Origin of the sequence: Salinicola tamaricis, from assembly GCF_003006155.1 — a bacterium.
Taxonomy (GTDB): Bacteria; Pseudomonadota; Gammaproteobacteria; order Pseudomonadales; family Halomonadaceae; genus Salinicola; species Salinicola tamaricis.
The window spans coordinates 1183365-1198388 of record NZ_CP023559.1 but is presented as its reverse complement, the minus strand read 5'-3'; the positions used below and the strand labels follow the sequence as shown (position 1 = coordinate 1198388).

Sequence of the window (15024 nt, the reverse complement as noted above, 5' to 3'; positions counted from 1 at the left end):
GCAAGGCACGTTAACGGTGGACGAGCGATTTCGTTAGAATGCTCTCTTTTACGCTGGACGATCGGTATGAGCATCGGTGAACTGATACGCCTGCTGGGGGATGGTGATTTCCACTCGGGGCAGCAGCTGGGCGAGCGCTTGGGCGTCTCGCGCACCGCGGTCTGGAAGCAGCTGAAGAAGCTGGAGGCGATGGATCTGCCGTTGGAGGCGGTCAAGGGGCGCGGCTATCGACTTGTCGACGCCATCGAGTCGCTGGATGGCAAGTCGATCGTCGCGCAGTTGAGCGCCGAGCCGCGGCGTCATCTCAAGCGACTGTTCGTCGAGGACGTGCTCGACTCCACCAATACCTACCTGCGCGAGCGCTTCCGGCAGGGCGCCGGGCACGGCGAGGTGTGTCTCGCCGAGAGTCAGACGGCGGGTCGCGGGCGGCGTGGCAAGGCGTGGAGTACCAGCTGGGGGCGTAGCCTGATCCTCTCCCTGGGCTGGCGTTTCGACGCCGGGGTGGGGGCGCTCGAGGGCCTCAGCCTGGCGGTCGGCGTGGCCGTGGCGGAGGTGCTCGAGGCGGCAGGGGCGGAGATTGCTCTGAAGTGGCCCAACGATATCTTGATCGCGGTCGACGGAGAGTGGCGCAAGCTCGCCGGCATTCTGCTCGAGGTGACCGGTGATGTGGAGGGGCCGTGCGAGGTGGTGATCGGCATCGGGCTCAACGTGTCGCTGAGCGACGCCGGGCGCGAGGCTGCCGGTCAGCCTGCCGGCGCGCTGGCCGACAGGCTGCCGGCGCCCTCGCGCAATCGCCTCGCTGCCGCCATCATCGATGCGCTGCTGCTGCTGTTGCCGCAGTTCGAGCAGCGCGGTTTCGCGGCCTGGCAGGCGGGCTGGAATCAGCGCCATGCCTTTGCCGGGCAGCCGATCAAGGTGATCCAGGCGCGGGAAACCTATCCCGCGACGGCGAAGGCGGTGGATGCCAGCGGCAACCTGGTCGTGACCACGGCGGAGGGTGATCTCACGCTGATGGGAGGTGAGATCAGTATTCGCTCCGGGCGCTGACAAAAAATGCGCTCCACGCTTGCAATCGCCCCATCGCTTTGACACAATGCGCCCCGCCTTGAGGACAAGGTGATCGGGTCTTGAGTCTGTTAGTCGAGTAAAAACAGAGGCTTGACATCGGTCAGCGACAGGTTAGAATATGTCGCCAGCTAGGAGGGGTTCCCGAGTGGCCAAAGGGAGCAGACTGTAAATCTGCCGCGAAAGCTTCGAAGGTTCGAATCCTTCCCCCTCCACCAGATTTAGCAGTGCCGCTGCGTTGTTGGCAGCAAGAAGTGGTGGTAAAACCGGTCTGCTTCGGCAAATCGGAGTCAGAGCGGGTAGGCGGGTATAGTTCAATGGTAGAACCTCAGCCTTCCAAGCTGATGGTGCGGGTTCGATTCCCGCTACCCGCTCCAGTTCGAGGTTGTAGTGGTGTAGTGCTCATGTAGCTCAGGGGTAGAGCACACCCTTGGTAAGGGTGAGGTCGACGGTTCAAATCCGTCCATGAGCTCCATTGCTCGATGTCGAACGCTGTGGAAGGCGAGCTGAAGGCTCGCTTTTTTGGTGGCGAGAGAAAAAGATCCCAAGGGTTGCTTTTGCCCTCCTCTTTTCGCTATCATAGCGCCCTCCAAATTTCCGGGTGCTTCTCGGATGTTTTGATACAGGCCAGTAGCTCAATTGGCAGAGCAGCGGTCTCCAAAACCGCAGGTTGGGGGTTCGATTCCCTCCTGGCCTGCCAGTCTTCCCCAGGCTGGCTCATATTTGATACCTTGTCATGTTCGGTTATCGCGCCTTGAGTTGAGGAGTTTTCATGAAGCACAACGCCGAGGTGCAGGTCTCCCGCTACGACACGCTCAAGTGGGCCGTTGTCGTGCTGCTGCTTGCCATCGCGGTGGGTGGCAATGCCTGGTTCGCTGATCAAGCGCTGCTCTATCGTGTCCTGGGCGTCGTCGTCTTGTGTGGTGCCGCCGCTGCCGTGGGGCTCACCACTGCCAAGGGGCAGGCGCTGATGGATCTGGCCAAGGGCTCCAAGCGCGAAATTCAGCGCGTGGTCTGGCCGACCCGTCAGGAAACCGTGCAGACGACCCTGATCGTCCTCGCTGCAGTGCTCGTGGTTGGTCTGCTGCTGTGGCTCATCGATACCGTCCTCGGCTGGGCGATGTCCGGAATCATTGGCTAGGAGTTTTCATGTCCAAGCGTTGGTACGTCGTTCACGCTTATTCCGGGTTCGAGAAGCAGGTCATGCGCTCGCTCATCGAGCGCGTGAAGTTGTATGAGGTCGAGGATCAGTTCGGCGAGATCCTGGTGCCGACCGAAGAGGTCGTCGAGATGCGCGACGGCAAGCGCCGCAAGAGCGAGCGCAAGTTCTATCCCGGCTACGTGCTGGTCGAGATGGAGATGAACGAGCAGACCTGGCATCTGGTCAACGAGACGCCGCGCGTCATGGGCTTATCGGCGGTACGCCTGAGAAGCCGGCGCCGATCACACCGAAGGAAGCCGAGGCGATCCTGCGTCGGGTCCAGGACGGTACCGACAAGCCGCGCCCCAAGACACTGTTCGAGCCGGGCGAGACCGTGCGTGTGGTCGATGGCCCCTTCGCCGACTTCAACGGCGTGGTCGAAGAGGTCAACTACGAGAAGAGCCGGTTGCAGGTCAGCGTGCTGATCTTCGGCCGCTCCACGCCGGTCGAGCTCGAATTCGTACAGGTGGTCAAGGACTGAGCCGAAGGCTGGGTCGACACGTTTTTTCATCGCGGCGCTATTCAAGCGTCGCGTTGTCGTTGCCGGTGATGCGCCGGCCAAACCGGGGAGCCGCAAGGCGCTAATACCCAACAGGAGTTCCACATGGCTAAGAAAGTCCAGGCCTATATCAAGCTGCAGGTCGCAGCTGGCAAGGCCAACCCGAGTCCGCCCGTCGGCCCCGCACTGGGGCAGCACGGTGTCAACATCATGGAGTTCTGCAAGGCGTTCAACGCGGCGACCCAAGATGTCGAGCCGGGCCTGCCGACGCCGGTCGTGATCACGGTCTACTCCGATCGTAGCTTCACCTTCGTCACCAAGACGCCGCCGGCTGCCGTGCTGCTGAAAAAAGCCGCAGGCATCAAATCCGGTTCTGGCGTGCCGAACAAGACCAAGGTCGGCACCGTGACCCGCGAGCAGCTCGAAGAGATCGCCAAGACCAAGGAGCCGGATCTGACGGCTGCCGATCTCGACGCCGCCGTTCGTACCATTGCTGGCAGCGCCCGTAGCATGGGCCTCAACGTGGGGGCCTCTGATCATGGCAAAGCTTTCCAAGCGCGCGCAGATGATTCGCGAGAAGGTCGAGCCGGGTAAGGTCTACTCCCTCGAGGAAGCCGTCTCCCTGCTGTCCGATCTGTCGACCGTCAAGTTCAAGGAAGCGGTGGAAGTCGCCATCAATCTGGGCGTCGATCCGCGTAAATCCGACCAGGTCGTGCGTGGCGCTACCGTGCTGCCCAACGGCACCGGTCGTGACGTGCGCGTCGCCGTGTTCGCCCAGGGCAACGCCGCCGACGCCGCCAAGGAAGCCGGTGCCGATATCGTCGGCATGGACGACCTGGCCGACGACGTGAAGAAGGGCAACCTGAACTTCGACGTCGTCATCGCCGCTCCCGACGCCATGCGCGTGGTCGGCCAGCTGGGCCAGATCCTCGGCCCGCGTGGCCTGATGCCGAACCCCAAGGTCGGCACCGTGACGCCGGACGTCGCCACTGCGGTCAAGAACGCCAAGGCGGGCCAGGTGCGCTTCCGTACCGACAAGAACGGCATCATCCATGCCTCTATCGGGAAGGTCGACTTCTCCGCCGACGCGCTCAAGGGCAACCTGGAAGCGCTGGTCAACGACCTCAAGCGTCTGAAGCCGAGCACCTCCAAGGGTATCTACTTCAAGAAGCTGACCCTCTCCAGCACCATGGGGCCGGGTCTGACCGTCGATCACAGCGCTTACGTGTGATCGATCACCGAGCAGTAACTTTGCGGTCCCCGTGCGCCGTCTCGCGAGAGGCGGAAAGGGGCGGGGCACCGTCAAAGACCGCAGGTGTCGGCCATCGGCCGACTTAATGTCCGTACCCGGCATGGCCGGAGGAAACCTGCGCAGATGGTGTGGCTCGCCGAATCAGGTGTGCAGCCATCATCCAAGACTTCCGCCGCAGTCGAAGCGGAAGAGATGGTAACCACCGGGTCGCGACATCGTCGCCCCGGCACGAAGGAGTAACCACTGTGCCACTAGCACTCGAAGGCAAGAAAGCGATTGTTGCCGAGGTCAGTGAAGCCGCTAAGGACGCTCTTTCCGTCGTAGTTGCCGACTCTCGCGGTGTGACCGTTAGCGCAATGACCGATCTGCGCAAACAGGCTCGCGAGAATGGCGTCCAGATTCGTGTTGTCCGCAACACGCTGGCACGCCGCGCTTTGGCAGGCACTTCCTGGGAGTGCCTGAACGAGACTTTCGCAGGTCCGACGCTTCTGGCCTTCTCCTACGAGCACCCCGGCGCTGCCGCGCGGCTGTTCAAGGAGTTCGGCAAGACGCAGAAGGAGTTCGAAGTCAAAGCGCTGGCCTACGAAGGCGAGATGATCCCGGCGGCCGATATCGACCGTCTGGCAACGCTGCCGACTTACGAGGAAGCACTGGCCAAGCTGATGTCCGTTATGAAGGAAGCTTCTGCCGGCAAGCTGGTTCGTACCCTCGCAGCCCTGCGCGACAAGAAGGAAGAAGAGGCGGCCTGAGCCGACACTTCTCCCGACTCGCCTGCGCCAGGTTGAACTGAATCTCATCGAGTGGGCAGGCCACATGGCCGCCGCCTCCGCAAAGTTAGGAATAGGTAACATGGCACTGACTCAAGAAGACATCATCAACGCCGTTGCTGAAATGTCCGTGATGGAAGTTGCGGAACTGGTCTCTGCAATGGAAGAGAAGTTCGGCGTGTCTGCCGCTGCAGCCGTCGTGGCTGGCCCCGGTGGCGGTGATGCCGCGCTGCTGAAGAAGAGCAGACCGAGTTCGCGCTGGTTCTGACCGCTGCCGGTGACAAGAAAGTCAACGTCATCAAGGTCGTGCGCGAAATCACCGGTCTGGGTCTGAAGGAAGCCAAAGGCGCCGTCGACGGTGCTCCGGCTACCCTGAAAGAAGGCCTGTCCAAGGACGACGCCGAAGAAGCCAGAAGAAGCTGGAAGAAGCTGGCGCCTCCGTGGAGCTCAAGTAACTCTGTGTTCACGGCTCCACGCGCTGCGTAAGCGCCACGGCTGGTGGCGGGCCTCCCCGCTGCCGGCCTTTTTCTGTTGTTGCTAGCCTGGCGTTAGACCACCTGGCTTGGGATCCCCCCGAATCAGGGTTAAAGCCACTAGACGAATTCCGACGGCGAGCTCCCTCCGGGCAGCTTGCCGTCAGCGCCTAACGGGGTCATTCCCGTTGGGGAGCGCCGACCACGCACCGGTCACCCATGGTGAACAAGCTGGGGAATACAGATGGCTTACTCATACACTGAGAAAAAACGCATCCGCAAGGATTTCGGCAAACTGCCTCAAGTAATGGATGTGCCCTACCTGCTGGCCATCCAGCTTGATTCCTATTACGACTTCCTCCAGCAGGACCGGGCGCCGGAAGAGCGTCTCGACACCGGTCTCCACGCGGCCTTCCAGTCCGTCTTTCCGATCGAGAGCTTCTCGGGCAACGCGGCGCTCGAGTACGTAAGCTACCGCTTCGGCACCCCGGCGTTCGACGTCAAGGAGTGCCAGCTGCGCGGCGTGACCTATTCGGCACCGCTGCGTGTCAAGGTTCGCCTGATCATCTACGACAAAGAGTCCTCGAACAAGGCCATCAAGGACATCAAGGAGCAGGAAGTCTACATGGGGGAGATCCCCCTGATGACCGAGAACGGGACCTTCGTCGTCAATGGTACCGAGCGCGTCATCGTCTCCCAGCTCCACCGTTCGCCGGGCGTGTTCTTCGATCACGACAAGGGCAAGAGCCACTCCTCCGGGAAGCTGCTTTATTCCGCGCGCATCATTCCTTACCGCGGCTCCTGGCTGGACTTCGAGTTCGACCCGAAGGACAACGTCTTCGTGCGTATCGACCGTCGCCGCAAGCTGCCGGCGACCGTGCTGCTGCGCGCGCTGGGCATGAGCGCCGAAGAGATCCTCGAGACCTTCTTCGACACCAGCACCTTCCACATCGAGCCGGACGGCATCTACGTGGAACTGGTGCCGTCGCGCCTACGCGGTGACACCGCGACCTTCGACATCAAGGACAACGACGGCAACGTCATCGTCGAGGAAGGTCGTCGCATCACCCAGAAGCACATCCGTCAGATGGAGAGTGCCGGGCTCGAGCGCCTGCAGGTCCCGATGGACTACCTGTTCGGCAAGACCCTGGCCAAGGATCAGGTCGACGCCAAGACCGGCGAGCTGATCTGCGAGTGCAACACCGAACTGACCCCCGAGCTGGTCGAGAAGCTGGGGCAGGGCGGCGTGACGCAGCTCGAGACGCTCTACACCAACGATCTGGACGCCGGTTCGTTCATCTCCGATACGCTGAAGATCGATACCACGCGCTCGGCTCTCGAGTCGCTGGTCGAGATCTACCGCATGATGCGTCCGGGCGAGCCGCCGACCAAGGAAGCGGCGGAAACGCTGTTCCACAACCTGTTCTTCACCGAAGACCGCTACGACCTGTCGGGCGTCGGCCGGATGAAGTTCAACCGTCGTCTGCGTCGCGAGTCCGACACCGGCTCCGGCGTGCTCGACAACCAGGACATCCTCGATGTTCTCAAAGAGCTGATCAACATTCGTAACGGCTTCGGTGAAGTCGACGATATCGACCACCTGGGTAACCGCCGCATCCGCTGCGTCGGCGAGATGGCGGAGAATCAGTTCCGCGTCGGTCTGGTGCGCGTCGAGCGTGCGGTCAAGGAGCGTCTCTCCATGGCGGAGAGCGAAGGCCTGATGCCGCAGGACCTGATCAATGCCAAGCCGGTGGCGGCCGCGGTCAAGGAGTTCTTCGGCTCCTCGCAGCTGTCCCAGTTCATGGACCAGAACAACCCGCTCTCCGAGGTCACCCACAAGCGCCGTGTCTCCGCACTCGGCCCGGGCGGTCTGACCCGTGAGCGTGCCGGCTTCGAGGTGCGTGACGTTCATGCCACCCACTACGGCCGCCTGTGTCCGATCGAGACGCCGGAAGGTCCGAACATCGGTCTGATCAACTCGCTGGCGACCTACTCCAAGACCAACAGCTACGGCTTCCTCGAGACGCCGTACCGCAAGGTCGTGGACAGCCAGGTCACCGACGACGTGGTGCACCTGTCGGCGATCGAGGAGGGTGACTTCATCATCGCCCAAGCCTCGGCGACCGTGGACGAGTCGGGCAAGCTGATCGACGACCTGGTTCAGGTACGTCACAAGGGCGAGACCACCTTCATGGCACCCGACAAGGTGACCCTGATGGACGTGTCGCCGCGTCAGGTCGTCTCCGTGGCGGCGGCGCTGATCCCGTTCCTCGAGCACGATGACGCCAACCGCGCCCTGATGGGGGCGAACATGCAGCGTCAGGCGGTGCCGACCCTGCGCGCCGACAAGCCGCTCGTCGGCACCGGGATGGAGCGCTTCGTGGCGCGTGACTCCGGCGTCTGCGCCGTGGCCCGTCGCGGTGGCGTGATCGACTCGGTGGATGCCAAGCGTATCGTGGTCCGGATCAACGAAGACGAGATCATCGGCGGTGAAGCCGGGGTCGACATCTACAACCTGACCAAGTACGTGCGTTCGAACCAGAACACCTGCCAGAACCAGCGCCCGATCGTGCGCCCGGGCGACATCGTCGCACGCGGCGACATCCTCGCCGACGGCCCGTCCGTCGACATGGGTGACCTGGCCCTGGGGCAGAACATGCGTCTCGCGTTCATGCCGTGGAACGGCTACAACTTCGAGGATTCCATCCTCGTCTCCGAGCGCGTGGTCGAGGACGATCGCTTCACCACCATCCACATCCAGGAACTGACCTGCGTCTCCCGCGACACCAAGCTGGGCGCCGAGGAGATCACCTCGGATATCCCCAACGTCGGCGAGTCGGCGCTGGCCAAGCTGGACGAAGCGGGCGTGGTCTACATCGGTGCCGAAGTCGGCGCCGGCGACATCCTGGTCGGCAAGGTGACGCCCAAGGGCGAAACCCAGCTGACGCCGGAAGAGAAGCTGCTGCGTGCGATCTTCGGTGAGAAGGCGTCCGATGTGAAGGACACCTCGCTGCGCGCGCCGACCGGCATGCGCGGTACCGTCATCGACGTTCAGGTGTTCACCCGCGATGGTGTCGAGAAGGACTCGCGCGCGCTTTCCATCGAGCAGATGCAGCTCGACGAAGTGCGGCGTGACCTGCAGGAGACCTACCGCATCGCCGAGGACGCCACCTTCGAGCGTCTCAAGCGTACCCTCGACGGCCAGGCGGTCAACGGCGGGCCCAAGCTCAAGAAGGGCGACGTCCTCAGCACCGACTACCTCGACGAACTGCCGCGTCAGCAGTGGTTCAAGCTGCGTCTGCAGGACGAAGCGCTCAACGAGCTCCTCGCCCAGGCCGACGAACAGCTCGAGAACCGTCGCAAGGAGATGGACGAGCGTTTCGAAGACAAGAAGCGCAAGCTCACCCAGGGCGACGATCTGGCGCCGGGCGTGCTCAAGATCGTCAAGGTCTACCTGGCGGTCAAGCGTCGCATCCAGCCGGGCGACAAGATGGCCGGTCGTCACGGTAACAAGGGTGTCATCTCCGCGATCATGCCGATCGAGGACATGCCGTTCGACGACAACGGTGAGCCGGTCGACGTGGTACTCAACCCGCTGGGCGTACCGTCACGTATGAACGTGGGTCAGATCCTCGAGACTCACCTGGGCATGGCTGCCCGTGGTCTCGGGGTCAAGATCGAGCGCATGCTGCGTGATGCGCGCGAGCAGCAGGTGGGTGAGATCCGTGAGTTCCTCAAGCAGGTCTACAACACCCAGGAGACGCGGCAGGAAGATATCGATTCGTTGAACGACGAGGAGATCATCACCCTGGCCAAGAACCTGCGCGGCGGCGTGCCCATCGCCACCCCGGTGTTCGACGGTGCCAAGGAGCACGAGATCAAGCATCTGCTGCGTCTCGCCGATCTGCCGGACTCCGGCCAGATGACGCTCTACGACGGGCGTACCGGTGAGTCCTTCGACCGTCCGGTGACCGTGGGCTACATGTACATGCTCAAGCTCAACCACCTGGTCGACGACAAGATGCACGCGCGTTCCACCGGCTCCTACTCGCTGGTCACCCAGCAGCCGCTGGGCGGCAAGGCGCAGTTCGGCGGTCAGCGCTTCGGTGAGATGGAGGTGTGGGCACTCGAGGCCTACGGTGCCGCCTACACCCTGCAGGAGATGCTCACCGTCAAGTCGGATGACGTCGAGGGTCGTACCAAGATGTACAAGAGCATCGTGGATGGCGACCACACCATGCAGGCCGGTATGCCGGAATCCTTCAACGTGCTGGTGAAGGAGATCCGCTCGCTGGGTATCGACATCGAATTGGAAAGTTAAGACCGGCACAGTCGATCGATAGCGACGGGTTGCGGGGCCGGCGAGAGAGTCGCGGCCCCGCTCATGACAACTCCGCAACGGAGCGATCCCATGAAAGATTTGGTGAAAGTCCTAAAGTCACAGGCGCAATCTGACGAGTTCGACGCGATCAAGATCACGCTCGCGTCGCCGGAGATGATTCGCTCCTGGTCTTACGGCGAGGTCAAGAAGCCGGAGACCATCAACTACCGTACGTTCAAGCCTGAGCGTGACGGTCTGTTCTGCGCCAAGATCTTCGGGCCGGTCAAGGATTACGAGTGCTTGTGCGGCAAGTACAAGCGCATGAAGCATCGCGGCATCATCTGCGAGAAGTGTGGCGTCGAAGTGACCAAGGCGGCGGTCCGCCGCGAGCGCATGGGCCACATCGAGCTGGCCTCGCCGGTCGCCCACATCTGGTTTCTGAAGTCGCTGCCGTCGCGCATCGGCATGTTCCTCGACATGACCCTGCGTGACATCGAGCGCGTGCTCTATTTCGAGTCGTTCGTGGTGATCGACCCGGGCATGACCACCCTCGAGCGCGGTCAGCTCCTGAACGACGAGCAGTACTTCGAAGCGCTGGAAGAGTTCGGCGACGATTTCGACGCACGCATGGGCGCCGAGGCGATCCAGGCGCTGCTCAAGGACATCGATCTGGAAGAGGAGATCGAGCGTCTGCGTGAGGAGATTCCGCAGACCAACTCCGAGACCAAGATCAAGAAGCTGTCCAAGCGCCTCAAGCTGCTGGAAGCCTTCTACAAGTCCGGCAACGCCCCGGCGTGGATGGTCATGGAAGTGCTGCCGGTGCTGCCGCCGGACCTGCGTCCGCTGGTGCCGCTGGACGGTGGCCGCTTCGCCACCTCCGATCTCAACGACCTCTACCGTCGTGTGATCAACCGTAACAACCGCCTCAAGCGGCTGCTCGACCTCAATGCGCCCGACATCATCGTGCGCAACGAGAAGCGCATGCTGCAGGAGTCGGTCGATGCGCTGCTCGACAACGGCCGCCGCGGTCGTGCCATCACCGGTTCCAACAAGCGCCCGCTGAAATCCCTGGCCGACATGATCAAGGGCAAGCAGGGGCGTTTCCGTCAGAACCTGCTGGGCAAGCGCGTCGACTACTCCGGCCGTTCGGTCATCACCGTGGGCCCGACCCTGCGTTTGCACCAGTGCGGTCTGCCCAAGAAGATGGCGCTGGAGCTGTTCAAGCCGTTCATCTACTCCAAGCTGCAGGGCAGTGGGCAGGCGTCCACGATCAAGGCCGCCAAGAAGATGGTCGAGCGCGAGCTGCCGGAAGTGTGGGACATCCTCGCCGACGTCATCCGCGAACACCCGGTGCTGCTCAACCGTGCGCCGACCCTGCACCGTCTGGGTATCCAGGCGTTCGAGCCGCTGCTGATCGAAGGTAAGGCGATCCAGCTGCACCCGCTGGTGTGTGCTGCCTACAACGCCGACTTCGACGGTGACCAGATGGCCGTCCACGTGCCGCTGACGCTGGAGTCCCAGCTCGAAGCGCGCGCGCTGATGATGTCGACCAACAACGTGCTGTCGCCGGCCAACGGCGAGCCGATCATCGTGCCGTCGCAGGACGTGGTGCTGGGTCTCTACTACATGACCCGCGAGCGCATCGGCGCCAAGGGTGAAGGCAAGGCGTTCGCCAACCTCAACGAGCTGGATCGCGCCTTCGCGACTCAGAACGTGTCGCTGCACGCCCGGGTCAAGGTGCGCCTGACCGAGTGGCTGTCCGACGAGAAGGATGGTGAGATCACCGAGCTGACCGAGACCGTCTCGATCAAGGACACCACCGTCGGCCGTGCGCTGCTGTTCCGCATCCTGCCCAAGGGGATGCCGTTCGAGCTGGTCGACAAGCCGATGAAGAAGAAGGCGATCTCTGGCCTGATCAACGAAGTCTACCGTCGCGCCGGTCTCAAGGACGCGGTCATCTTCGCCGACCAGCTGATGTACACCGGCTTCCGTCTGGCGACCTGGTCCGGCGCTTCGATCGGCGTCAACGACTTCGTCATCCCCGATGACAAGAAGGCGATCGTCGATGCGGCCGAGGACGAGGTCAAGGAGATCGAAGACCAGTTCTCCTCCGGTCTGGTGACCGCGGGCGAGAAGTACAACAAGGTCATCGATATCTGGTCCAAGGCCAACGACAAGGTGGCCAAGGCGATGATGGCGGGTATCTCGAAGGAGACCGTCACCGATCGTGACGGCAACCAGGTCGAGCAGGACTCGTTCAACAGCGTCTTCATCATGGCCGACTCCGGTGCCCGTGGTAGCGCCGCCCAGATCCGTCAGCTGGCGGGGATGCGTGGCCTGATGGCCAAGCCGGACGGCTCGATCATCGAGACCCCGATCACCGCCAACTTCCGTGAAGGTCTGAACGTACTCCAGTACTTCATCTCGACCCACGGCGCGCGTAAGGGTCTGGCGGATACGGCACTCAAGACCGCCAACTCCGGTTATCTGACCCGTCGTCTGGTCGACGTGGCCCAGGATCTGGTCATCACCGAGCACGATTGCGGCACCGAGCATGGCCTGACCCTGCACCCGGTGATCGAAGGCGGCGACGTCATCGTCTCGCTGGCCCAGCGTGTGCTTGGCCGTGTGGTCGCCCAGGACGTGATCGACCCGCAGACCGACGACGTGCTGATCCCGCGCGGTACCCTGCTTGACGAAGCCTGGTGCGAGCGTCTCGACACCATGGGTGTCGACGAGATCGTGGTGCGCAGTGCCATCGCCTGTGAAACCGCGCACGGCGTCTGCTCTTCCTGCTATGGCCGTGATCTGGCCCGCGGGCATCAGGTCAACATCGGCGAAGCGGTGGGTGTCATCGCTGCCCAGTCGATCGGTGAGCCGGGTACCCAGCTGACCATGCGTACGTTCCACATCGGTGGCGCGGCATCGCGTGCCTCCGCGGTCGACAGCGTGCAGGTCAAGCACGGCGGTATCGTGCGTCTGCACAACATCAAGTCGGTCGAGCGCGAAGACGGCAAGCTGGTAGTCGTCTCCCGCTCCAGCGCCCTGGCCGTCGCCGACGACCACGGCCGTGAGCGTGAGTACTACAAGCTGCCCTACGGCGCCGAGCTGTCGGTCAAGGATGGCGACCACGTCGAAGGTGGCCGGGTCGTGGCCAAGTGGGATCCGCACACCCACCCGGTCGTGGCCGAGGTCAGGGTAAGGCCCAGTTCACCGACATGACCGAAGGTCTGACCATCACGCGCAACGTCGACGAGATGACCGGTCTGTCCTCGATCGAGGTGATCGAGAGCGCCAACCGTCCGGCCTCCGGCCGCGACAAGCGCCCGATGATCATGCTCGCCGACGACGCCGGCAAGCACGTCACCCTGCCGGGCTCCAACACCCCGGTGCAATATCTGCTGCCGGGCCGTGCCATCGTCTCGGTGGAGAACGGTGCCGAGATCGGTGTGGGTGAAGTCATTGCGCGTATCCCGCTGGAGGCGTCCGGTAACAAGGACATCACCGGGGGTCTGCCGCGTGTCGCCGATCTGTTCGAGGCGCGCAAGCCGAAGGAGCCTTCGATCCTGGCCGAGATCACCGGTACGATCTCGTTCGGCAAGGAGACCAAGGGCAAGCGGCGCCTGACGATCACCCCGAAAGAGGGCGATCCGCTCGAGATGTTGATCCCGAAATGGCGTCAGATCGGCGTCTTCGAAGGGGAGACGGTCGAGAGGGGCGAGGTGATCTCCGACGGCCCGAGCAATCCGCACGACATCCTGCGTCTGCTCGGCGTGGCGGAGCTGGCCAAGTACATTACGGTCGAGATCCAGGACGTTTACCGCCTGCAGGGCGTGAGCATCAACGACAAGCACATCGAAGTGATCGTGCGTCAGATGCTGCGCAAGGTCGAGATCAGCGATGCTGGTGACTCCACCTTCATCCCGGGTGACCAGGTCGAGCTGGTGCGGGTGTTGGAAGAGAACGCGCGCCTGGAGCAGGAGGAGAAGTTCCCGGCCAAGTACGAGCGCCTGCTGCTGGGTATCACCAAGGCCTCGCTGGCCACCGAGTCGTTCATCTCTGCGGCCTCGTTCCAGGAGACCACCCGCGTGCTGACCGAAGCCGCGGTGACCGGCAAGCGCGACTACCTGCGCGGCCTGAAGGAAAACGTGGTGGTCGGTCGTCTGATCCCGGCCGGGACCGGGCTCGCCCACCACGAAGAGCGGCGTCGCAAGCGCGAAGAGTCCGAGCGTACGCTGCAACCGTCGGCGTTCGACGTCGAGCAGGAGCTGGGTGCCCAGCTCACCGCGCTCGACGCCGACGACGACGACCTCTAAGTCGTCAGCCTGTCGCCCGCCCCGTACGGGGCGGGCGGCCTTGACGGCTCTCGCGACAACTGATTAGAATGCGCAGCCTTTATGTGTGGGGCGGTACAACCGTTGCGCGCATAAGGCAAGGCAACCCATTGGAGTCAGCTAAAACACTATGGCAACGATCAACCAGCTCGTGCGCAAGCCGCGCAAGCGCCCCGTCGAGACTAGCGACGTGCCGGCGCTGCAGGCCTGCCCGCAACGCCGTGGGGTCTGCACCCGCGTCTACACCACCACGCCTAAGAAGCCGAACTCGGCCCTGCGTAAGGTGTGCCGCGTGCGCCTGACCAACGGTTTCGAAGTCAGTTCCTATATCGGCGGTGAAGGCCACAATCTTCAGGAGCACTCCGTGGTCCTGATTCGTGGCGGCCGCGTCAAGGACTTGCCGGGTGTGCGTTATCACACCGTGCGCGGCGCCCTTGACACCTCCGGTGTCCAGAACCGTAAGCAGGGCCGTTCCAAGTACGGCACCAAGCGTCCCAAGGCCTGATGCCCGGACGTCTCCCAACATTTTTATCGGTCAGATAAGAGTAAGGTCGGCCGGAGTCGCTACGACAGCGCCTCAGCGTGCCGGGTTTACCTGAACGACCCTTCAATTGAGGGCTTATCATGCCTAGAAGAAGAGTTGCCGCTAAGCGCGAGATCCTTCCCGATCCCAAGTTCGGAAGTGAGCGCCTGGCCAAGTTCATGAACCATCTGATGATCAGCGGCAAGAAGTCCGTAGCTGAGCGTATCGTTTACGGTGCGCTGGACAGGGTTGCCGAGCGTGGTAAAGAAGCGCCGCTGGACATCTTCGACAAGGCGCTGGAAGCGATCCAGCCCATGGTCGAGGTCAAATCCCGTCGTGTCGGCGGTGCCACCTACCAGGTGCCCGTCGAAGTGCGTCCGTCCCGTCGTCAGGCGCTGGCCATGCGCTGGCTGGTGGACGCCGCACGCAACCGCGGCGAGAAGACCATGGTTCAACGTCTTGCCGGCGAAATGCTCGACGCCGCCGAAGGCAAGGGCGCTGCCGTGAAGAAGCGTGAAGACGTGCATCGCATGGCAGATGCCAACAAGGCCTTCTCTCACTACCGCTTCTAACCAACGGGGACTTCCAT

At 62.8% G+C, this 15024-nt stretch carries 8 protein-coding genes, 4 tRNA genes and 3 pseudogenes; all 15 read left to right on the top strand.

Annotated elements, in window-relative coordinates:
• The first annotated feature begins 66 nt into the window (after positions 1-66).
• Entirely contained in the window at positions 67-1047 is a 981-nt protein-coding gene (locus CN538_RS05580; protein WP_106418810.1) for a biotin--[acetyl-CoA-carboxylase] ligase, read from the top strand.
• Positions 1048-1199: 152 nt separating this feature from the next.
• Positions 1200-1283, top strand: a tRNA-Tyr gene (locus CN538_RS05575).
• Positions 1284-1368: 85 nt separating this feature from the next.
• Positions 1369-1442: transfer RNA gene (locus CN538_RS05570), tRNA-Gly, on the top strand.
• A 23-nt stretch (positions 1443-1465) separates the two neighbouring features.
• Positions 1466-1540, top strand: a tRNA-Thr gene (locus CN538_RS05565).
• A 149-nt stretch (positions 1541-1689) separates the two neighbouring features.
• Positions 1690-1765 (top strand) — tRNA-Trp (locus tag CN538_RS05560).
• Positions 1766-1837: 72 nt separating this feature from the next.
• Positions 1838-2206, top strand: a complete 369-nt coding sequence (gene secE, locus CN538_RS05555; protein ID WP_106418809.1) for a preprotein translocase subunit SecE — start codon at positions 1838-1840, stop codon at positions 2204-2206.
• An 8-nt stretch (positions 2207-2214) separates the two neighbouring features.
• Positions 2215-2747, top strand: a pseudogene (gene nusG, locus CN538_RS05550) (transcription termination/antitermination protein NusG).
• Between the two features lie 123 nt (positions 2748-2870).
• Positions 2871-3359 carry a 50S ribosomal protein L11 gene (gene rplK / locus CN538_RS05545; RefSeq protein WP_106418808.1) on the top strand — a complete coding sequence of 163 codons (489 nt, stop codon included), beginning with the start codon at positions 2871-2873 and terminating at the stop codon, positions 3357-3359.
• Positions 3304-3996, top strand: coding sequence for a 50S ribosomal protein L1 (gene rplA, locus CN538_RS05540; protein WP_106418807.1), 693 nt, complete (start codon positions 3304-3306; stop codon positions 3994-3996). The genes rplK and rplA overlap by 56 nt, the downstream gene beginning before the upstream one ends.
• A 266-nt stretch (positions 3997-4262) precedes the next feature.
• A complete protein-coding gene (rplJ, locus tag CN538_RS05535) occupies positions 4263-4766 on the top strand; it encodes a 50S ribosomal protein L10 (RefSeq protein WP_106418806.1) in 504 nt (167 codons plus the stop codon).
• A gap of 100 nt (positions 4767-4866) precedes the next feature.
• Positions 4867-5239 (top strand): annotated as a pseudogene (gene rplL, locus CN538_RS05530) (50S ribosomal protein L7/L12).
• 262 nt (positions 5240-5501) lie between these two features.
• A complete protein-coding gene (gene rpoB, locus CN538_RS05525; RefSeq protein WP_106418805.1) occupies positions 5502-9578 on the top strand; it encodes a DNA-directed RNA polymerase subunit beta in 4077 nt (1358 codons plus the stop codon).
• A 90-nt stretch (positions 9579-9668) separates the two neighbouring features.
• A pseudogene (gene rpoC, locus CN538_RS05520) lies at positions 9669-13894 on the top strand (DNA-directed RNA polymerase subunit beta').
• A 148-nt stretch (positions 13895-14042) separates the two neighbouring features.
• Positions 14043-14417, top strand: coding sequence for a 30S ribosomal protein S12 (gene rpsL, locus CN538_RS05515; RefSeq protein ID WP_035470357.1), 375 nt, complete (start codon positions 14043-14045; stop codon positions 14415-14417).
• A 119-nt stretch (positions 14418-14536) separates the two neighbouring features.
• On the top strand, positions 14537-15007 hold the full coding sequence (gene rpsG / locus CN538_RS05510) for a 30S ribosomal protein S7 (protein WP_035470359.1): 471 nt from the start codon (positions 14537-14539) through the stop codon (positions 15005-15007).
• Positions 15008-15024: the final 17 nt, after the last annotated feature.